We start from the raw sequence: 17,719 nt of genomic DNA on the forward strand, positions 1-17,719 counted from the left end.
GGGCAACGGCAGCTTGCCGGGGCCGCTTCGGTCGCCTTCCCCGATGCGGAGCGGCTCGCGGACGCAGCCGCCGGCTGCCCCGACATACTCGACGACGACACGTTCGATTGGCTCACTGCGGCCATTTTCGAGGAGGAATCCCGGCGGCGTGATGCCCGGCTTCCGGTCCCAGAAGCGGTCACCCTGCCGGACTGGGCAGCACAGGACCTTCTCGAACTCCTCCAGCAGGACTCGGCAGAGGGCGCGGCCGAGGAGGCTCACTCCGGCGATTGGGAGCTCGCCGATCCTCGGCCGGGCACGAGGGCCTGAGGAGTGCCGACTGGCTCACGCCGCCTGTCCGAGGCGGTGGCCGGTGGTGGGGTCGGCCGGGCCCGCCATGTGGGCGTCCGCCCGGTCGAGGGCAGAGGCGAGCGCTGTGACGGCTTCGTCGGCCGAGTCTTTGAGGAGATGGCCGTAGAGGTTGATGGTGACGGCGATGGTGGAGTGGCGCAGGGTCTTGGAGATGACGGCGATGGGGATGTTTTCGGCGATCATGATGCTGGCCGCGGTGTGGCGCAGGTCATGCAGCCCGATCTTGGGGAGGTCGAGTTCGGCGGTTCGTTTGCGGAGCTGGTCGAGGACCCACTGGGGCCGCAGCGGCGTTCCGCCGGGGCGGGCGAAGACGAGTCCTTCGAGCCGGCCGTTCGGGTGGGCGGCCATCTGGATCGCGGCCTGGCGGTGGAGGGCTGCCATGACCCTGGGGGAGAGGCTGATCCAGGCGCGGCTGGCTTCGGTCTTGGGCTCGCGGAGGTGGATCTTTCCGTTGTCGATGGCGGCCAGGGTCCAGCGGACGTAGAGCTTGCGGTCCATGAGGTGGACGTCGGACCAGTGCAGGGCGAGGATCTCGCCGCGGCGCATGCCGGTGCCGAGCATGACCTCGAACAGGTCGGTCAGCTGGTCCGCGTACTGCTCGGCGCCGTGGCGCAGGAAGGTGGCGGCCTCGTCGGGGGTCCAGCAGGCGCGCTCGGCGGCGCGGGGCTTGGGCGGCACGGAGTGCTTGGCCGGGTTGTAGCGCAGCCCCCAGGCGCGCACGGCGGCGTTCAGGGCGTTGCGCAGGGTGGAGACGATCCGGTAGACGGTGACCTTGCCGCGCTTGGCCTTGCGCTGGGCGGCGATCCAGCGCTCGACGTGCTTCGGGCGCAGGTCGGGCAGCCGGTAGTGGCCGAACGCGGGGATCAGGTCCCGCTCCACGCACGCCTCGTAGCCGGCGTACGTGTTCGGCGCAAGCTCCTCCTTCTTCACCGCCAGCCACTGCCGCAGGAAGCCCGCCACCGTGACGCGCCGGTCCTCGTACACCCCGCGCAGCTCACCGTCCAGCACCGCCCTCATCTCGCGGGCCGCCTCGGCTCGGCTGGCGAACCCACCGCGCCGACGGGTCTTTCGCTTCCCGTCCTCCGGGGCCAGGTCAACGCAGTACGTCCACGACCCGTGACCCGCCTCCTCCAACAACCGCACACACCACGGACCCAACTGCCTCCCGTGCCCGTCCGAACAACCACACCGCCGGTACACCCGACCACGCTGCGCACGCTGTCCCATGAGCTTCCCCTTTTCTCGGACTGGGTGGTGCCTCTGGGGCAAGAGTGGCTGCTGTGTCGGGTGTGGCGGCAGAGCGTGCGGGACGGTGCGCGAAGCACTCAGAACCAGACGGCGAAGACACGCTCAAGACGACACACCGCCCGAAAGATCACCATCCGTAGCCAGTGGGTAAGCGACCGTGATCCGCCTGCAGGAACCGGTGCTGCAGGCCAGCCGGCGTCGTCGACGCAGCGGCTGTCGGGATCGCACGGCCGTGCTTGCTGAAGGACCGACAGATCTCGGTAACCGCCAGTAGCTGCGACGGGGTCGCTGGCCCTGGGACCACTTTGGGACCACGCCCGATGAGCGCCCATGAACGCTGATGGTCGAAAACGGACGCTTGTGCGCAAAGTAAACACTGAGTCACCGTCAGCATTCCGTGGCGCCACGGCTGCGGAGAATCTCCAACTCACTTGCACCTCAGGGTAATTGAGTATCAAGGCAGCCGAGACCTTGAGGTCTCGGCTGCCGACAATAGTTGAACCCCTTGACTGGGGGTCAAGGGGTCGCAGGTTCAAATCCTGTCGTCCCGACTTGCGAATCCGCAGGTCGGAGGCCGTTTCCATCTGAGGATGGGGACGGCCTTTTTGTGCGTGTCGTGGGGTAGTGGTCGCAGGGTGGTCGCACCTCGTCCGGTCGCGGATCGCAGCCGGGCGCGGGCTGACCTGGTCAACTCGCTGCTGTATGGCTGGAGTTGGCGAACGTGGCCCGATCGCTGGTCGGATCGTTAACCACTCACGGTGTCCTGTGGCGGGTGACCTCGCGTTGCGAGGTTGACGAGGCCGGGCGTGAGCATCGTTCAATTTGTGAGCTTTCTTCCGCTCTGTCCGCATTCTCCGGGCCGGACGTCGGCGCGGGGGCGGCCCAGCAAGGCGAAGGTCTGCGACCACCAAGCGACCACCACGCAGGTGGGAGCCGCCCTGGCCAGGCGCTCCTCCTTGCCGGGGCGCAAAGGGGCCCGGCAGGCCGCGGGCTCCGGGAGACGGTGTGCTGAGGGGTGGGGCGCGCCGGGTGCGGCTGGGGCAGATCTTCGGCGATGACGTGCCCTTGGGTTCGCTGGGTTCCCTCCTCCTGGACTGCTACAGCGCCCCCGGGGGCCGGGCTGTGCTTCACGGTGACCGGGCATGCCGCCAGTTGGGGCCCGGTGCGCGGCTGGGCCGTGTCGGGCTCGCGGCCGGGCCGTTGTGCGGGTCCTGCGCGTGGATGTTGCCGGCGGACCATCCCGTGAGCGAGTTCGCGGTCGCGGTGGCAGGGCTGAGAACTCCCGCCGTGGTAGCGGGCGACGGCGCGCCGGCGGGTCCGGTGCCGACACCAGGGCCTGCGGGCGCCACACCCGCCCAGGCGGTGCGGGTGTGGCGGCGCGCGCAGACGCGCGCGCTCGAGGGCTTTGCGGCCGCTGTCGCTTTCCCCTGGCTGGAGCCCTGGGCAGGGCCCAGGCTGTCCGCGCTGACCGGCGCGGTCGAGCAGGCTCGCGGAGCGGTTGCCTGCCGCGTTGACCCTCGCGAACTGCTGACGGCTGCCTGCGTGGCGGCCCTGCCCGTGCCGGTCGGGCTGAGGGAAGGGCTGCCGGCGGGTGCGGGGAGCTGGGGGGTGGACGGGGAGTGGCTGCTGCTGGAGGCGTGGATGCGCTGGCAGAGCGCCTGCGCCGAAGGCGAGGCGCGGGTGGCGGACTGCGTACGGGCGGCGTCCGCAGCGGTCTACGAGGCGTTCGGCAGACGGCGAAAGGCACGTGATGAGGCGCTGGACAACGTCCAGCGCCTCATCACGGCCTCAATCGACCAGGCATGGCGGCTCGCTGAAGAGGAGTACGCCGGGTCCGTACATCTGGTTCAGATGGCGCTCCCGCGACTTGAGACGGAGCCGTTCACCGGTCGGGAGCACGATCCGCTCACCTTCTGGCAGGCCGGGGTGATCGCGGTCCACCAGAGCGGCGTCGACTGGCCGTCCGGGCGCGTCACGCTCGCCGCTCCCCGGGCGGTGTCCGATCTGCTCCTGGGCGGTTGACTCCCGGGCCGGTCAAGCGGCGTGGCGGGGCTGGAAGCCGGGCCAGTCCTCAAGGTCCGTGGCGGCCAGTTCGTAGGCATGGGCGAGTGCGTTGACCGCGTCGTCGGCCGCGTGCTTGAGAAGGTGCCCGTAGATGTTGATGGTCGTCGCGATGGTCGAATGACGCAGCGCCTTGGACACGATCGCGATGGGTACCTCGAAGGTGATCATGATGGTCGCCACCGTGTGCCGCAGGTCGTGGATCGTGATCTGCGGCAGCCCGGCCTCGGCCTGGCGGTGCCGCAGCTGGTCCAGGACGTACTGCGGGCGAAGCGGGGCTCCGTCGACGCCTGCGAAGACGAGTCCACGCAACGGGGCTCCCGGGGGCAGCAGGGATTGCTGGTGGTCGGCCTGGCGCTGCAGCGCGGCCAGGACCCGCGGATTGACGCTGACCCAGTTCCGGCTCGCCTTGGTTTTCGGCGAGCAGAGGTGAAGTTCGTTGTTGTCGATGGTGGCCAGCGTCCAGCGGACGAAGATCTTGCGCTCCATGAAGTGGACGTCCTCCCAGTGCAGCCCCAGCACCTCCCCGCGTCGCATCCCTGTTCCCAGCATCACCTCGAACACGTCGGCGACCTGGTCGCGGTAGTACAGCTCGTTGTGACGCAGGAACGCCGCCGCCTGCACCGCGGTCCAGCACAGGCGCTCGGCTGCCGCAGGCCGCGCGCCGATGGCCCCATCGGCCGCGTTGTAGCCGATCAGATGCTCCTTGTGGACGGCATGATTCAGGGCACTTGCGCAGCGTCGCCCCGAGCCGGTAGACCGTCGGCGCGCCGCGGCCCTGATCCCGCAGGTCGGCCTGCCAGGCGGCGACGTGCCGGGAGCGCAGGTCCTTCAGCCGCATCCGGCCGAACACGGGGAGAAGCTCCTGGCGCACGCACTTGGCGTAGGAGGCCGCGGTGGACGGCTTGAGCGTCCGCTCCTTCAACGCCACCCACTCCAGCAGGAACGCACCGACCGTGAGCTTGCGGTCCTCGAACACGCCCGTCGCCTCCGCGTTCAGCACGCACTGCAATGCGTACACAGCATCCGCCCGAGATTCGTAGCCGCTGCGCCGCCGGGTGCTGCGTCCCTCGCCGTTCGTCGGCATGTCCACCGCGTACGCCCAGCTCCCGTGCTCAGGATCCGCCGCCAGTCGCGGGCAGCGGGCCCCGATCGGACGGCGATCCGCACCCCGGCAGCCACAGCGCCGGTAGACCCGCCCACGCTCGAAGTCAGCCTCACTAGCCACCATTGAACTCTCCCTTCACGCAAGCAACTTCCGCCACATGAATGCCCAGTCGGCAGCCGCGAAGTCGCACTCAGCAAAGGGGCGCGAAGCACACCCACAGCGCACGACACGGGGCGCACCCCCATCCGAGCTGGAGCCAGGTTTGACCCTCGGCACCGGGTGCTCGCGCGGACCGGGTGGGCGGCGGACTTCGGTTTGGGGATCTCGTGATGGGGCTGCGGGGGGGGGGCAGCAGCCCCACGTGGCCGCCGAATGCCGACCACCACAGGACCGCCTACATGGTGTCACTGATCGGCGGGGCGCATGGGCGACCGTGGCGATATGTGGCGGCCGGAGCGAGGTGTGCGGGCCTACCGGTGTCGGAGCAACGGTGTGTCGATGCCGATCGGTCCTCGTACGGACGGGACGGAGGGGGATCCGCAGGCGGGTGGGTGCGACTGGTCGACGGTCGGGCCGGACGGTCAGACGAGCCGGTCGCGGTGGGCGGCTGCGGCTTCGCGGACGAGGCGGGCGAACCGGTTTCGGTCGATTCCGGGCTGTCCGGTGTGCTCGCCGTCCCGGTCCGCGTCGCCGCCGAAGCCGTCCTCGCCGTCGAGTTCGTCGTGTTCCTCGTGGAGGAGCCAGCAGCCGTGGATGCCGGCGAGGCGGTCTTCGAGGAGGGCGGGGGCGGGGCGTTTGGGGTCGAGCGGGGTCAGGCGCAGGCCGGTGTCCTCGGGGTCGGGGTCCGGGCCGGTGTGTTGGGCGAGGTCGTCGTCGATGTCTTCGAGTTGTTCGCGCAGGCCGGCGGGGTCGGGGAGGAGGTCGTCGGTGAAGTTCCACTGCTGGTGCCGTTGGCGGACCTCGAGCGGCGTGAGATGGCCCACTTGGGATGCTTGCGCGGGCGCCTGCGATTGTGGAGGTTCTCGATGAATGCGACGACCTCCGCGCGGGCGGCGGCCCGGTCCGGCCGGACCCGAACGCCGATCTCCTCCTTCAGTACGACGAAGAAGCTCTCCGCAGCGGCGCTATCGCGATAGGAGCCGACTCTCCCCATCGACTGTCCGATGTTCAACTTGCTTATCTCGCTGCTGAATTCCGCGACCCGAGTGAAAGGTGCAGCCGGCTCCAGACCACCACGGCCGGCCGCCATTCGCAGCGCGGCCACCGGCAGTTCTGCGCGGTGGTGGTCGGCCATCGCGTAGCCGACCACCTCGTGTGGCCAGAGCCAGCCCTCCTCGATCGGCAGGAAGATCATGTCGCCCACCAGCCGCATCCCGGGCTGCGGCGCGGTGAGATCGCGGCCGATCAGGTCCGGTGTGAGGACCGGCTTGTGGGCCTGGCGGGTCAGGCCGCGGCCCCGGCGCCGGGTGACGCCCGCGATGCCGCGCTCGCGCATGATCCGCTCCACCTTCCTCCGATTGGCCGCCCGGCCCCGGCGACCTGGAGGCTGGGACATGTGAGCGGTATACGGCGGAGTTCAGGCGGGACACGGTTGCGTTGGTGCGCTCGTCTCCGTGTCCAACCTCCAGCCGCAGGGTGGAACTTCACCGCCGCGTCACGGCCGGCGGTTCAGGCGGCGGTGGGGGTGAGGTCGGCGCGGCCGAAGAGTAGGGCCCAGCCGTGGGGCAGTTGGTGAAGGATGCGGTCGGTGAGGTGGTCGCCGGCGAGGTCGGTGAGGGCGGCCAGGACGGTGGAGGTGTCCCAGCGGGCCGCGGCGAGGGTGGTGCCGAGGGCGCCGGCTACGGCTTCGACGAAGGCGGGGGCTGAGACCGGTTGGGGCAGGGGGATCTGGGAGGCGAACACGGCGCGCGCCCGCTCGGGGAGCGCGACGGCGAGGTCGCAGCGTTCGTCGCCGGTGAGCTGGGAGCCGAGCAGCGCCAGGACGGCGGCGAGGGCGCGTTCGGCTTCGTGGTCGCTGGGGTAGCGGCCGAGGGTGCGGACCTGCTGGATCAGGTGGCGGTGCCGGGTCATGGCGGTGGCCTTCCGGGGGTGGGCCGCCGCGCCGGGGCGGCCGTGATGGGGGTCAGGGGCGGTGGCCGGCGGTGGGGCGGCCGAAGAGCACGTCGTAGCCGGGCGGCAGTTGGAGCAGGACCTGCTCCATGAGCTGGTCGCCGGCGGCGTCGGCGACGGTGGACAGGACGGCGCCGATGTCCCACAGTGCGGTGGTGTCGGCGGCGCCTTCGATCCAGGCGGCGGTGGCGCGCACGAACCGTTCGGGGCTGAGCGGTTCGGTGGCCTGCAGCGGGTTGAGCAGGACCGGGGCGAGCGTCTCGGGCAGGCGGGCCGCGAGGTCCGAACGCACGGCGCCGACCAGGTGCGCGCCGAGCAGAGCCAGGACGACGCGCGCGCAGCGTTCGGTTTCCTGGGGCGTGCCGTATTCGCCGCGTTCCTGGACCTGGTCCAGGAACGCCTCCCAGCACAGTGTCATTGCGGGTTCCTCCGTCCGGTCGGCGGCGGATGCCGGGTCTGGGCCGTGCGGCCGGGCCGACTGGCGCTGGGGCCGGCAAGGTCGTCAGGCCGGTCAGTTCGATGAGCCGGGCCAACGGGCGGGGGTGCCGCGCAGGGCCGGGCGCCCCGTTCCGCTCGGTCTGGTTGGGGGCCTCCGGCAGGACGTTCAGGCCTGAGCAGTCCGTGAACGTCACCTGTGACAGGTCGAGCAGCACCTGCCGGTGGTCCGCCGGCGCGCGGAACGGCTCGCGTCGAAGGTCCGGGGCGGAGTCGAGGTCGACCTCGCCGCACGCCCTCACCGTGAACGGTGGCACCGGGTGATCATGGGGCGGCTCGCTGTCCGTTGGGCCCGCAGGTCGAGGGCGTGTCCGGAAGGTCGGGCCGGGGTCGGGGTGTCCCGTGCCGCGCCGCCGGGGGGATTGCGGGGCGGCACGGGACGGCTCGGGGGGAGGTCAGGCCTGGATCTGCTTGCGGCCGTCGTCGTGGGCGATGGCGATCTTGCGGGGCTTGGCCTTCTCGGCGACCGGGATTTTCAGGGTCAGCACGCCGGCGTCGTAGTCGGCGGTGATCCCCTCCGGGTCGAGGGTGTCCGAGAGCATGACCTGCCGGGAGAAGACGCCGAGCGGGCGCTCGGACAGCTCCCACTTCACGTCGTCACCCTGCCGGTGCGGACGGCGCTCGGCCTTGACGGTCACCATGTTCCGCTCGACGTCGATGTCGATTGCGTCCGGGGTCGCCCCCGGCAGGTCGAAGCAGATCACGTACTCCTCGCCCGCGCGGTAGGCGTCCATCGGCATCGGCGTCGGCCGCGACCAGGTACCGGTCGTGCTGAGGAACTGCTGGGTCAGCCGGTCCAGCTCGCGGAACGGGTCAGTGCGCAGCAGCATCGCGAAACACCTCCGTTGATCGTTGGGTGCCAGTGCGCTTTACGTGACACCGTTGTAGCACGTCGTCCATCCGATGACAATCCCGTGCGTCGTCCGTAGAATGACTGCATGAGTACACAGTCCCCGAAGTCCGAGGCCAGACCCGAGCCCATCTCCGTCCTTGCCGCCACCGCGGCGCTCGCCGCCATCGACGACGCCGTGCGCACCGCCCGGGACCCCGGGCGTCCCGCGGGCCGCGGCGCACGGGAAGACGGTGCCGAACAGGCCCTGGCCGCCCTCGTGCTGCTGCGGGAGCTGCGTACCCGGCTTGCCGACTGGGAGGGCCCGATGGTCGAGGCCGCCCGGGCCGCAGGTGCCACCTGGGCCGACCTCGCCCAGCCCATGGGCGTTGCCAGCCGCCAAGCCGCCGAGAACCGCTACCTGCGTCTGCGCCCTGCCCGCTCCGCCACCGACACCGGCACCGGCGCGGAGCGGGTCAAGGTCGTGCGCGACCGCCGGGCCGCCGACCGCGCCGTCGACGCCTGGGCCCGCGACCACGCCGCCGGCCTGCGAGTCCTGGCCGCCCGGATCACGGCCGCCTCCAGCCACGCACCCGAAGCCGGGCCCGCGCTGGACGACCTCACCGCCGCCCTCGGCGCCACCGACCCGGCCGACCTCATAGCGCCTCTGGCCCGTATGCGCCCCCACCTCGGCGACGCCCACCCCGACCTCGCCGCCCGCCTCGACGATCTCACCGACCGCACCGACCGCCTCCGCCATGACAGCGACCAACGACGCGCCTGACCCCTCGGCTCCGGCCCAGGACCGATGGCAGCACATCGAGGACCGCCTCGCCGCCATCGAACTGCGGATCCGCGATCAGAGCACCGCGGCCCTCACCACCCTCGACACCCACCTGGCCCGCCTGGACGCCCTGCGTCGCCGGCTCGCCACCCAACCCTGGCCCCCGCAGGGCCCCGACACCCCCGGCAGCCCGGACCGCCGCCCATGCCCGTCCGCGTGAGCGGCTCGTTGAACCGGGCGCCTGTCCGCGGTCATCCGCGGTCATCAGGCCGGCGGTCCGCGGCGCCGATCCCCCGGCCCGCGTACCGCCTCGCGCCGCCGTCCGGCCTCACGGGCGGTCCTCGCGGGACGGCCCGCGCCTCATCAGCCGTGCCGCGAGCATAAAATCCCCAAAGCCGGGCAAAGATGGACGATCAGACAGTGGGATTCGCGCACTACCGGATGGACGGAGCAACCGATGGGTGACCTGTCGAACAAGGCGCAGAACGTGACCGGCAAGGCCAAGGAGAAAGTCGGGGATCTGACCGGCGACCAGGAGCTGAAGGGCGACGGGCAGGCCGACCAGGCGGAGTCGAAGCTCAAGCAGGCTGCCGCGGACGTCAAGGACGGTGTGCGCGACGTCGCCGACCGCGTGAAGGGCGTCTTGAAGCGCGACAAGTGAGAAAGGCGGAGCCGCGATGGCACTGTTTCTGTTCATCGTCCTGATCGCCGTGGTGTTCGGCTTCGTCGGTGCCCTCGTAAAGGGCCTGCTGTGGCTGCTCGTGATCGGGATCGTCCTGTTCCTCGCCGCCCTCGTGCTCGGCGGCATGCGTCTGGGCAGTCGGCGCTCCAGGCGCAGGTAGGGAAGGCGGGCCATGCGCCGTGACGCAGCCCTCGGCCCTTCGAAAGCCAGGGCTGCATTCGTCGGGGCGGGGCCGTGTGGCCGGGACTACTCCTCCGCGTAGGCCCCGGTCGCACGGCGGCCGACGAGCGGCACGGCAGGGAGCCACGGGTGCGCCTGCCCGCAGGCAGGCACTCGGGACGGCGGGATGGCGTGCAGACACGTGCGGCCCGCGCCGCAGGCCGCGTCCGGTGGCCGGGCCACCCCCTCCCTGTTCCCCTCCCGGAACGTGCTGTTCTCGTCCGCGATACGGGGATGCCGCCGGCGCTGGTCCCGGTGGTGGCGCGGACGGCGACGTGCGGTGGGCCGTGCCGACCGGCGGTGCCGGGCGGGATGACCGGGTATCGCCGGCTCAGCCGGTCCCGGTCCCGGTCGAGGTCCCGCGGCGCGCACGTTCGACCGGACGGTGAACCGCTCGTCGGTTGCGGCGTTCTCGGCAGCCGACGCGCCTGCGGGCTCGGACCCGCCAGCAGCAGGGCGACGCCACCTGCCTGGGCGGCCAGGCGGGTGCGCTGCCTACCTCGACGGCGAGGTGTTCGTGCTGCGCCTGGATCTGCCGGGCATCGACCCGCAGTCGATCGACCTGGCTGTGGGACGCAACGTGCTGACCGTGCGCGCGGAGCGCGCTTCCGGGCTCCCGCAGGGTGCGGAGGTGCTGGTGGACGAGCGGGTGCTGGGGCGGATCCCCCGGCAGGTGTTCCTGGGCGACGCACGGGATGCCGATCGGATCGAGGCCGACCACGGCCAGGGCGTGGTGCGCGTGCCGATCAGCGAGAAGGCCCGCCCCCGCAAGATCGCCATCACAGTCGGCCGAACGCGAGGCCATCTCCGCCTGACCCCGGCGGCGCGGCTTGGACGTTCGTTCCCAGTCCCTGCCGCGCCGACCGGCCGCCGCCCCCTGCCGGGTGTCGCTCGCTGAGCCGTTGGACGCGCGCATCCTGGGGGTGGGACGCCCCCGGCGGCCCCGGGCCGTCCAGCGCGATGGTGGTCGAGCGGTGGAGCCCGGAGCGCCCGAGCCGGGGGTGGTATCCGCCGCGCTGGGCCGGATTCGGCTGCCTGACCTGTGATGCCGCTGTCCGCGCCTTCTGATCCAGGAGTGGGGCGGGTCGGCTGGGCCTATCGCAGCCCCCGTGGGCCATCGTGGCGGGGGGTGTCGATGGCGTCGCGCAGGGCGGGCAGGTCCGTGATGGTGGCCTGTTCGGCGAAGCGGGCCAGTAGCCGGCGGAGGACCCTCTCGTCCCGGTCCCGGACTGCTTCGCCTATGGCCGCCGCGAGCGACGCCTGGGTATGGGGGTCGGGGGTGCGCACCTGCCGCGCGGCCTGCGGCCCTTCCACCGCTCGCCTCCCGTTCACTCGTGATCCCTGGCCGCTGGGCGCAGCGTCCACCGTCCGGCGGCGCCCGGCCGCCCCACCTCGTGCGGGGCGAAGACTACCTCCCCAGTCGGCACCGAAAAATCTATGCCCGCTGTAGTAGACATTGCCGCGCGCCGTGGCTAGTGTTTCTCTCGTCGACGAGATCAGCAGTACTCGCCAGACACGAACTGGCGGGTAGCAGTACAGGAGTTCGCAGGCCGGCACGGTTGCAGGGTCTTGAAGCCAGGGATGGTGCAGTTAAGGCGACATGACCGGCGGCCGGGCCCGGTGACCCGTAGGTATCAGGGGTCGCCATCGAGCGGTACCGCAGTACCAGCAGTGTGAAGTGAATGGTGCAGTACCAGCAGTCGATGTACGCGGTATCCCGGTGAAGGCGCCCAGACTGCGGGCGCGCGCGCTGGGAGTCCGGCAGTGGGGTTCCAAGCCGAGTGGTTGGCAGGACGGGCGACGGGGCTGGCTGCCGGACCCGGGCGGCCCGCAAGGACCGCCGCAGCAGTACCGAGTGGTTGGCACTACCCCGCAGTTAGCAGTACCAGCAGTACCCGAGTGAGCAGTACCAGGTCAGTACAGAGATGAACGGAGGGGACGGAGCGCCATCAGGATCGCCCGGCCCGTGATGAAGTCGCCCGGGCGGAATCCGAAGACCCCAAGGCAAGGACGGTGGTTTCCGGTCACGCATACGCGATCCCCGCATGCCCCCTCCCCCGGGGCAGTGCGGATATAAGGAAGCCGGCCACAAGGCCGGCAGATGGTGTAAAACCCTTCGGGGCCCCGGGAGCCGCAACGGCCCCGGGGCCCCTCAGCGCGTCCCCGGACACAACAACAAGAAGAGGTGCAGTGACCACGGCAACCATTCGACCGCATACCCCCGACGCCGTCAGCTCGTTCGACGATGACGACTACCCCGCCTACACCATGGGCCGCGCCGCCGAGATGACCGGCACCACCCCCGGCTTCCTACGATCCCTCGGCGAACAGGGCCTCATCACCCCCCTGCGCTCCGAAGGCGGCCACCGCCGCTACTCCCGCTACCAGCTGCGCATCGCCATGCGCGCCCGTGACCTGGTCGACCAGGGCACCGCCATCGAGGCCGCCTGCCGCATCATCATCCTCGAGGACCAACTCGAAGAAGCCCTGCGCATCAACGAAGAGCTCCGCCGTTCCCCGCGCGGCCAGGAGTCCGCCGCCGACACCTGACCAGCTTGCCAGGCCGACGAGACCGGTCCGCGGTGAGCCACGGCCGCTCACCGCAGGCCGCCCCGGACACGACTACCCCTCAGCCCCCGATCGCCGGCCGACCGTTCCCCGCGCGGCCAGGAGTCCGGCACCCTGCCTCACCGGCGTGGACCGGTTCCGGGCCGCGTTCATGCACAACTGCGTTTCCTTGCCCGGCCCTTGGCCACGCCTGCCGCTGGCGGCTGGCCTGCGCTGAGCGGGCGGTCCGCGCGGTCGCAACAGTGGGTTTTGCTGCCGCACGCAGGCTGTCAGGCAAGTCGCCCGCTTTGCGGGCGCACGCCGGCCCGCCCGAGACCGGGGCCGCGAGGAGTGCTCGGTGGCCGTCCCCGCGGAGTCCGACTCCCTGCCCTCGACATCCGCTTGCGACCGGGAACCGGCGCACTGATGCTCGACCCGGTGGGCGACCGGGACCAGGACAGCGGCCCAATGCTGAACGCCGCCGGACGCGCCCTGGACACGCGACCGCCGACGCGTCGGCGCGGGCCTAGAAGCTGAGCAGGCCGATGGCGTGGCCGTCGGAGTCGACCACCGGCCACGTGTCCAGGCCGCGGGCGCGCATGGCGGCGGCCGCGGTGTCGGCGGGCATGTCGGCGGTGGCGAACGGGGCCTGGTCGGGGACGATGTCGCGCACGGGCGTGCACTCGGTGGACCGGGACCGGGTCTGGAACGGTGCGAGGTGCAGTCGGGTCAGGAGCCCGGCGCAGCGGCCGTCGTCGTCGCGGACCAGGAGGTGGTCGGCGCCGGAGCTGTGCAGGATATCGATCGCCATGTCGACCATGACGTCGTCGCTGATCTGCAGCTCGGGGTGTCTCATGAGGTCGCCGACCGTGGCGGTGGTCGCGGGGTGTTCGAGGGTGAGGGTCATGGGCGGACTCCTTGGTGTCGGTTCCGCCGGGGCCGGCGATGGTCGGGGCCTCGGCGGTGGGATGGCCGGCGGGGTCCGCCGGAGCGGGCCGGGACTCGTGTTTCGCGCTGGTGAGTCGTGTGGGCCTGGACCACGGCGGCGGTCCAGGCCCACACCTGCCTACTAGGCGGCGAGGGCGACGCGCCTCGGTGCCCGGCGGCGGCCGGAGGAGCCCTGGTTGTCGCGGCCCGCGGCGGTCGCGCGGGTGTCACCGGCCGCGTGGGCGGGGCGTCCTCGACGGTTGCGGCTGGTGGAGGTGCTGCGGCGGGGGCGTTCGACGACGGGGGCGGCGATCACGGTGGGGATGCCGGTGGGCACGCGGGCGCCGGTGATGCGGGCCAGGTCCTCGTCTCCGGCGCTGACCCTGGTGGTGACGGGGGTGATGGCGGCCGTCGTCATCATGCGGGCCATCTCGCGACGCTGGTTGGGCAGGACGAGGGTGACGACGGTGCCGGACTCGCCGGCCCGGGCGGTGCGTCCGCCCCGGTGGAGGTAGTCCTTGTGGTCGCTCGGCGGGTCGAGGTTGACGACGAGGTCGAGGCCGTCGACGTGGATGCCGCGGGCGGCGACGTTGGTGGCGATCAGGGCCGTGACCTGGCCGGTGCGGAACTGCTCCAGGGTGCGGGTGCGCTGCGGCTGGGACTTGCCGCCGTGCAGGGCGGCGGCCTTCACGCCGTTGGCGAGCAGGTCGTCCACCAGGCGGTCGGCACCGTGCTTGGTGTCGGTGAACATGATCACCCGGCCGTCGCGGGAGGCGATGTGGGCGATCGTGGCGTTCTTGTCGTAGTTCTGCACGTGCAGCACGTGGTGTTCCATGGTGCTGACCGCTCCCGCGGACGGGTCCACCGAGTGGGTGACCGGGTCCTTGAGGAAGCGCCGCACCAGGCGGTCGACGTTGCGGTCCAGGGTGGCGGAGAACAGCATGGTCTGGCCGCCTTCGGCGACCTGCTCCAGGAGCTCGGTGACCTGCGGCAGGAAGCCCATGTCGGCCATCTGGTCGGCCTCGTCGAGGACCGTGATGCCGACTCCGTCCAGCTGGCAGTCGCCGCGCTGGATGAGGTCCTTGAGTCGGCCGGGGGTGGCCACCACGACCTCCGCCCCCTGGTTCAGGGCGTGGGCCTGGCGGCCGATCGACATCCCGCCCACCACGGCCGCCATCCGCAGCCGCACCGCGTGGGCGAACGGGGTGAGGGCGTCGGTGACCTGCTGCGCGAGCTCGCGGGTGGGGACCAGCACCAGGGCCAGCGGGCGGCGCGGCTCGGCGCGCCGGCCGGCGGTGCGGGCCAGCACGGCGAGGCCGAACGCGATGGTCTTGCCGGAGCCGGTCCGGCCCCGTCCGAGGACGTCGCGTCCGGCCAGCGAGTTCGGCAGCGTCGCGGCCTGGATCGGGAACGGCTCGGTGACGCCCTGACGGGTCAGGGTGGAGAGCAGGGCCTTGGGCATGTCCAGTGCGTCGAACGTCTCGACGGCCGGCAGCGCCGGGGTGGTGCTCACCGGCATCGCGAACTCGCCCTGCGGAGAAGAACCCTGGCGGCCGCTACGGCCGCGGGCGGGCCGGTCGCCGTAGAAGGAGCTGCCGCCGGAGCGGGAGGAGGACGAGGAGCGGGAGTTGGCGTTCTGGTACGGGGAGCGGCTGGAGCGGTTCATGTGAGACCTTCCTGGGGCGGCACGTCGCGAGGAAGCTCCGCAGCGCGGGGCGCCGGCAGGAGGCCGCAAGGAACGGGCCGAAGTGTGGAGTGCGGGGCGTGGACGGTGGAACCGTGCGGCACGTCACCTTGAGGTCGGCGCTCGCCGCGGAGGGCGGGAGCGGAGAACCTCGAACCGCGGGGTGTCACGGCAGGGCGGCGATCCGGACGCGGCGCTGTGCGTCTCGCGTGGGGACGGCCGCCGGTGGCGGAGCCAGGGGGCCGGAATCAGCCGGGGAAGCGCGTCGTGGCGCAATGCCGAGGGGCCCGCACCGGGCATCATGTACGCGGTGCGGGCCCCTCGCTACCAGGCGGGTGCCGTGGCAGAAAAACTACAGCGGACGAATGTTCTCGGCCTGCGGGCCCTTCTGGCCCTGCGTGACGTCGAACTCGACCTTCTGGCCCTCGAGCAGCTCACGGAAGCCGTTGGCGTTGATGTTCGAGTAGTGGGCGAAGACGTCGGGGCCGCCACCCTCCTGCTCGATGAAGCCGAAGCCCTTTTCCGCGTTGAACCACTTCACAGTGCCATTAGCCATAAAGAAATCTCCTTCAAGGGGCTGTCCGAAGCGTGCACAGCGCGCGCTTCGAGTCGCCGCGATGAGCACCCACCCGGGGAAGAGCCGGGAAACAAAAAGGCGCCTGCGATACATCAGCAGGCGCACACAAAGTTCATGGGAACCACTACTGCAACTAAGGCGACTCTAGCAGGCCCGGGCCCGTCGCGGGTGGATATTTCACCCCCACTTCTCCGGGAGGCTTCCCCCGGAGCTGTCGGCCGCTGGGCGGCAGGGCCATCAACACACAGGGGGAGCAGCCCGGTTGAGCGCTCACCCCCGCTCCTTCGGCGTCGATCCTCGCCTTACCCGGGGGAGGCGAGTCGCGCGGGTGCGGAGCGCGCCCTGGCCGCGACTGGCCGGTGAAAGCCGCGCACCACGCCCACCGGCGCCATCCGGGGGAGCGCTGGACGGCTTGCGCGAAATTCCTGTCGTAGCTCCGAAATCGAGTGCGCCGAGAAGACCCGCTCCCGCGATTTCCGGCGCATACTGCAGGGAATGACGAAATCTGCAGCAGTCCGCCGTGTCCTGCCCACCAGCCCCTTCAAAGCCCGGATCGAAGCACCGCGCAAGCACTTCGCCGTCGGCGACCGCGTTACCCACGACACGTACGGCCTCGGCCGGGCCATCGGCGTCGAAGGCGACAGCGACATCGCGGTACTCGTCGACTTCGGATCGCGGCGGGAACGCATCACCCAGCCCTACACCGCGATGTTCAAACTCTGACTCAGAGCGCACGCGGCTCTCCACCGAGTGCGCCGCGCGTGGTGCGGACCCCTGCGGGACGCCCCTGGCCCGTCGCCTCAGGCGTGCCGTCCAGGGGACACGCGCCCCGATCGGGTCGAAAGGGGGCCCGACGCTCCGGCCCGGTAGGCTCACCGGCCATGGCCGGAAAAGTATGTGACGAGACATCAATGTCGACGGGCTGTGGGCTGGGCAGGCGATAAACTCCGCGTATGGATGACAAACATCTGTTTGAGTCCGTCTGCGCAGTGCTCTCCCGCCGAGGCTTCGAGCCGGCACCGTCCCAGGCGGCCGGGCTCTTCGCCCGGCAGCGTCCGGGGGTCGGCCTGGTGTTGGGATGGACCCCGGGTCAGGATCTGATCGGACCGACCCTCCACGCCTGCCCGCATCCCGCCGACGCCGCCGTGCGCACCGAGTTCCGCGGCATCCGCGGCGCGTTGATGCTGGCCCTGGCGGAGGTCCTCGGCTCCGCAGGCTTCACCGTCACCGCTCTCGGAGCCGACCTGCTCGTCACCGTCGGCCCACACGATCCGGGCGATGCCCCGACCCTCACGGCCGCACCCAACTGCCCTGCACCACGGCGCAGCCGATCGACACGTCAGTTCGCCGCCGTGTAGCTCCCGGCCATGCAGCAGGCGCACGGCCCGTGGCCGCCATGGCCGCTGCCCCGGCCCGTGGGCGCCGCGGCGGCCGTGTCCTATTCTGGTGGGCATGTCGAACCCTGACGGGCTGCTCGTCGACATCGCCGCGATGGTCGAGTCCGAGCACAGCAATCAGATGTCCCTGACCGTGGTGGTCCCCGGCGCGGTGGTCACCGGCAGGCTCGCGCCGGTGACCCTGTGGTTGGAGCGGGTGGCGGAAGTCCTCCAGACCTCGGAGCACTTGAAACCGTTCGCCGCTCTCTTCGCCCCGCCCGCCGACGGCCCGCCCGCACGGCCCACCCATCTGCATCTCCACCGGGCGAAGATCCTTCAGGGCGACTTCGGGCTCCCCCACGCCGGCGGCATGTACCGCATCGCCATCGAGGACGTCAGCAGCTGGACGGTCGGGGACCTCAGCTACTCCGAGTCCTGAGAGCCCCGGCAGGCCAAGCGGCCGCCCGGCTTAACGCCCTACATCCCCGCAACGAGGAGTCGCTGAGGGTTGAGCGGGGCGTAGTGACCGGTGGTCCGGCTGTCACGCCGTTCCCGGCCGGGGCTGCCGCGCGGCTCGCCGTTCAGCACCGCCTTCATCTCCCGGGCCGCCTCCGCGCGGGTGGCGCACCGCGCAGCCCGGTGTCGGGGCGAACAGGAGAGCGCTCGTCAGTGGCGCCTCCTGGCACCGCTGTCCCTGCACCGGTGCCGGCGCGCCCGGGTTG

General features: G+C 71.3%; 21 protein-coding genes and 3 pseudogenes. 11 read left to right on the forward strand and 13 right to left on the reverse strand.

Annotated elements, in window-relative coordinates:
• Positions 1-309, forward strand: a 309-nt coding sequence (locus ACFQ6N_RS29370; protein WP_380655371.1) for a hypothetical protein, incomplete at its 5' end; no start/stop codon positions are given.
• Positions 310-324: 15 nt separating this feature from the next.
• Here the strand turns inward: ACFQ6N_RS29370 and ACFQ6N_RS29375 are convergent.
• Both ACFQ6N_RS29375 and ACFQ6N_RS29380 read right to left on the reverse strand, forming a co-directional pair.
• Positions 325-1,368 carry a tyrosine-type recombinase/integrase gene (locus ACFQ6N_RS29375; RefSeq protein ID WP_380655496.1) on the reverse strand — a complete coding sequence of 348 codons (1,044 nt, stop codon included), beginning with the start codon at positions 1,366-1,368 and terminating at the stop codon, positions 325-327.
• A pseudogene (locus ACFQ6N_RS29380) lies at positions 1,369-1,578 on the reverse strand (Arm DNA-binding domain-containing protein); the annotation flags it as partial.
• 1,263 nt (positions 1,579-2,841) lie between these two features.
• On the opposite strand from ACFQ6N_RS29380, the gene ACFQ6N_RS29385 reads away from it, so the two are divergent.
• The gene (locus ACFQ6N_RS29385; protein ID WP_380655374.1) at positions 2,842-3,621 is read left to right on the forward strand and encodes a hypothetical protein; all 780 of its coding nucleotides are present in this window, start codon (positions 2,842-2,844) and stop codon (positions 3,619-3,621) included.
• A 12-nt stretch (positions 3,622-3,633) separates the two neighbouring features.
• Here the strand turns inward: ACFQ6N_RS29385 and ACFQ6N_RS29390 are convergent, their stop codons facing one another.
• The 7 genes and pseudogenes from ACFQ6N_RS29390 to ACFQ6N_RS29420 all read right to left on the reverse strand — a co-directional run bounded on the left by ACFQ6N_RS29390 (position 3,634) and on the right by ACFQ6N_RS29420 (position 8,202).
• The gene (locus ACFQ6N_RS29390; protein WP_380655376.1) at positions 3,634-4,284 is read right to left on the reverse strand and encodes a site-specific integrase; all 651 of its coding nucleotides are present in this window, start codon (positions 4,282-4,284) and stop codon (positions 3,634-3,636) included.
• A 175-nt stretch (positions 4,285-4,459) separates the two neighbouring features.
• Positions 4,460-4,891: pseudogene (locus ACFQ6N_RS29395) on the reverse strand (hypothetical protein); the annotation flags it as partial.
• Positions 4,892-5,349: 458 nt separating this feature from the next.
• Positions 5,350-5,751: a hypothetical protein gene (locus ACFQ6N_RS29400; RefSeq protein ID WP_380655378.1), complete on the reverse strand. Its 402-nt coding sequence runs from the start codon at positions 5,749-5,751 to the stop codon at positions 5,350-5,352.
• A gap of 685 nt (positions 5,752-6,436) precedes the next feature.
• Entirely contained in the window at positions 6,437-6,838 is a 402-nt protein-coding gene (locus ACFQ6N_RS29405) for a DUF2267 domain-containing protein (RefSeq protein WP_380655380.1), read from the reverse strand.
• Positions 6,839-6,890: 52 nt separating this feature from the next.
• On the reverse strand, positions 6,891-7,295 hold the full coding sequence (locus ACFQ6N_RS29410; RefSeq protein ID WP_380655383.1) for a DUF2267 domain-containing protein: 405 nt from the start codon (positions 7,293-7,295) through the stop codon (positions 6,891-6,893).
• Between the two features lie 145 nt (positions 7,296-7,440).
• Positions 7,441-7,629 (reverse strand): annotated as a pseudogene (locus tag ACFQ6N_RS29415) (STAS domain-containing protein); the annotation flags it as partial.
• A 138-nt stretch (positions 7,630-7,767) separates the two neighbouring features.
• Positions 7,768-8,202 (reverse strand): Hsp20/alpha crystallin family protein, encoded by a 435-nt coding sequence (locus ACFQ6N_RS29420; RefSeq protein ID WP_380655385.1) that lies wholly within the window; start codon positions 8,200-8,202, stop codon positions 7,768-7,770.
• A gap of 108 nt (positions 8,203-8,310) precedes the next feature.
• On the opposite strand from ACFQ6N_RS29420, the gene ACFQ6N_RS29425 reads away from it, so the two are divergent.
• The 5 genes from ACFQ6N_RS29425 to ACFQ6N_RS29445 all read left to right on the forward strand — a co-directional run bounded on the left by ACFQ6N_RS29425 (position 8,311) and on the right by ACFQ6N_RS29445 (position 10,784).
• A complete protein-coding gene (locus tag ACFQ6N_RS29425; RefSeq protein WP_380655388.1) occupies positions 8,311-8,985 on the forward strand; it encodes a hypothetical protein in 675 nt (224 codons plus the stop codon).
• Positions 8,960-9,205 carry a hypothetical protein gene (locus ACFQ6N_RS29430; RefSeq protein ID WP_380655391.1) on the forward strand — a complete coding sequence of 82 codons (246 nt, stop codon included), beginning with the start codon at positions 8,960-8,962 and terminating at the stop codon, positions 9,203-9,205. Before ACFQ6N_RS29425 ends, ACFQ6N_RS29430 begins: the two co-directional genes overlap by 26 nt.
• A 237-nt stretch (positions 9,206-9,442) precedes the next feature.
• A complete protein-coding gene (locus ACFQ6N_RS29435) occupies positions 9,443-9,646 on the forward strand; it encodes a CsbD family protein (protein ID WP_380655394.1) in 204 nt (67 codons plus the stop codon).
• 16 nt (positions 9,647-9,662) lie between these two features.
• Positions 9,663-9,827 carry a hypothetical protein gene (locus ACFQ6N_RS29440; RefSeq protein ID WP_380655397.1) on the forward strand — a complete coding sequence of 55 codons (165 nt, stop codon included), beginning with the start codon at positions 9,663-9,665 and terminating at the stop codon, positions 9,825-9,827.
• Positions 9,828-10,397: 570 nt separating this feature from the next.
• Positions 10,398-10,784: an Hsp20/alpha crystallin family protein gene (locus ACFQ6N_RS29445; RefSeq protein WP_380655400.1), complete on the forward strand. Its 387-nt coding sequence runs from the start codon at positions 10,398-10,400 to the stop codon at positions 10,782-10,784.
• 197 nt (positions 10,785-10,981) lie between these two features.
• Here ACFQ6N_RS29445 and ACFQ6N_RS29450 read toward each other — a convergent pair whose 3' ends face one another.
• Entirely contained in the window at positions 10,982-11,218 is a 237-nt protein-coding gene (locus ACFQ6N_RS29450) for a hypothetical protein (protein ID WP_380655403.1), read from the reverse strand.
• A gap of 936 nt (positions 11,219-12,154) precedes the next feature.
• On the opposite strand from ACFQ6N_RS29450, the gene ACFQ6N_RS29455 reads away from it, so the two are divergent.
• Positions 12,155-12,436, forward strand: coding sequence for a MerR family transcriptional regulator (locus ACFQ6N_RS29455; RefSeq protein WP_380655499.1), 282 nt, complete (start codon positions 12,155-12,157; stop codon positions 12,434-12,436).
• Positions 12,437-12,959: 523 nt separating this feature from the next.
• Here the strand turns inward: ACFQ6N_RS29455 and ACFQ6N_RS29460 are convergent.
• The 3 genes from ACFQ6N_RS29460 to ACFQ6N_RS29470 form a co-directional block, all read right to left on the reverse strand.
• Positions 12,960-13,340: a CBS domain-containing protein gene (locus ACFQ6N_RS29460; protein WP_380655406.1), complete on the reverse strand. Its 381-nt coding sequence runs from the start codon at positions 13,338-13,340 to the stop codon at positions 12,960-12,962.
• A gap of 162 nt (positions 13,341-13,502) precedes the next feature.
• Positions 13,503-15,026: a DEAD/DEAH box helicase gene (locus ACFQ6N_RS29465; protein WP_380655408.1), complete on the reverse strand. Its 1,524-nt coding sequence runs from the start codon at positions 15,024-15,026 to the stop codon at positions 13,503-13,505.
• Positions 15,027-15,396: 370 nt separating this feature from the next.
• Positions 15,397-15,600, reverse strand: a complete 204-nt coding sequence (locus ACFQ6N_RS29470) for a cold-shock protein (RefSeq protein WP_030918248.1) — start codon at positions 15,598-15,600, stop codon at positions 15,397-15,399.
• Positions 15,601-16,116: 516 nt separating this feature from the next.
• On the opposite strand from ACFQ6N_RS29470, the gene ACFQ6N_RS29475 reads away from it, so the two are divergent.
• From ACFQ6N_RS29475 to ACFQ6N_RS29485, 3 genes are all read left to right on the forward strand, one after another.
• Positions 16,117-16,344, forward strand: a complete 228-nt coding sequence (locus ACFQ6N_RS29475) for a hypothetical protein (protein WP_280682232.1) — start codon at positions 16,117-16,119, stop codon at positions 16,342-16,344.
• 230 nt (positions 16,345-16,574) lie between these two features.
• Complete coding sequence (locus tag ACFQ6N_RS29480; protein WP_380655410.1) at positions 16,575-16,979, forward strand: hypothetical protein; 405 nt, start codon at positions 16,575-16,577, stop codon at positions 16,977-16,979.
• 94 nt (positions 16,980-17,073) lie between these two features.
• Complete coding sequence (locus tag ACFQ6N_RS29485) at positions 17,074-17,436, forward strand: hypothetical protein (RefSeq protein WP_380655412.1); 363 nt, start codon at positions 17,074-17,076, stop codon at positions 17,434-17,436.
• Positions 17,437-17,719: the final 283 nt, after the last annotated feature.

The organism is Kitasatospora sp. NPDC056446 (assembly GCF_042796115.1).
Classification (GTDB): domain Bacteria; phylum Actinomycetota; class Actinomycetes; order Streptomycetales; family Streptomycetaceae; genus Kitasatospora.

What these genes read in the sequence shown, in the direction of transcription:
- ACFQ6N_RS29440 (WP_380655397.1), top strand. Translation starts at nt 9,663, where the DNA reads ATGGCACTGTTTCTGTTCATCGTCCTGATCGCCGTGGTGTTCGGCTTC.
- ACFQ6N_RS29460 (WP_380655406.1), bottom strand. Translation starts at nt 13,340, where the DNA reads ATGACCCTCACCCTCGAACACCCCGCGACCACCGCCACGGTCGGCGAC.
- ACFQ6N_RS29480 (WP_380655410.1), top strand. Translation starts at nt 16,575, where the DNA reads ATGGATGACAAACATCTGTTTGAGTCCGTCTGCGCAGTGCTCTCCCGC.
- ACFQ6N_RS29485 (WP_380655412.1), top strand. Translation starts at nt 17,074, where the DNA reads ATGTCGAACCCTGACGGGCTGCTCGTCGACATCGCCGCGATGGTCGAG.
- ACFQ6N_RS29430 (WP_380655391.1), top strand. Translation starts at nt 8,960, where the DNA reads ATGACAGCGACCAACGACGCGCCTGACCCCTCGGCTCCGGCCCAGGAC.
- ACFQ6N_RS29405 (WP_380655380.1), bottom strand. Translation starts at nt 6,838, where the DNA reads ATGACCCGGCACCGCCACCTGATCCAGCAGGTCCGCACCCTCGGCCGC.
- ACFQ6N_RS29435 (WP_380655394.1), top strand. Translation starts at nt 9,443, where the DNA reads ATGGGTGACCTGTCGAACAAGGCGCAGAACGTGACCGGCAAGGCCAAG.
- ACFQ6N_RS29455 (WP_380655499.1), top strand. Translation starts at nt 12,155, where the DNA reads ATGGGCCGCGCCGCCGAGATGACCGGCACCACCCCCGGCTTCCTACGA.
- ACFQ6N_RS29425 (WP_380655388.1), top strand. Translation starts at nt 8,311, where the DNA reads ATGAGTACACAGTCCCCGAAGTCCGAGGCCAGACCCGAGCCCATCTCC.
- ACFQ6N_RS29375 (WP_380655496.1), bottom strand. Translation starts at nt 1,368, where the DNA reads ATGAGGGCGGTGCTGGACGGTGAGCTGCGCGGGGTGTACGAGGACCGG.
- ACFQ6N_RS29420 (WP_380655385.1), bottom strand. Translation starts at nt 8,202, where the DNA reads ATGCTGCTGCGCACTGACCCGTTCCGCGAGCTGGACCGGCTGACCCAG.
- ACFQ6N_RS29475 (WP_280682232.1), top strand. Translation starts at nt 16,117, where the DNA reads ATGACGAAATCTGCAGCAGTCCGCCGTGTCCTGCCCACCAGCCCCTTC.
- ACFQ6N_RS29470 (WP_030918248.1), bottom strand. Translation starts at nt 15,600, where the DNA reads ATGGCTAATGGCACTGTGAAGTGGTTCAACGCGGAAAAGGGCTTCGGC.
- ACFQ6N_RS29410 (WP_380655383.1), bottom strand. Translation starts at nt 7,295, where the DNA reads ATGACACTGTGCTGGGAGGCGTTCCTGGACCAGGTCCAGGAACGCGGC.
- ACFQ6N_RS29465 (WP_380655408.1), bottom strand. Translation starts at nt 15,026, where the DNA reads ATGAACCGCTCCAGCCGCTCCCCGTACCAGAACGCCAACTCCCGCTCC.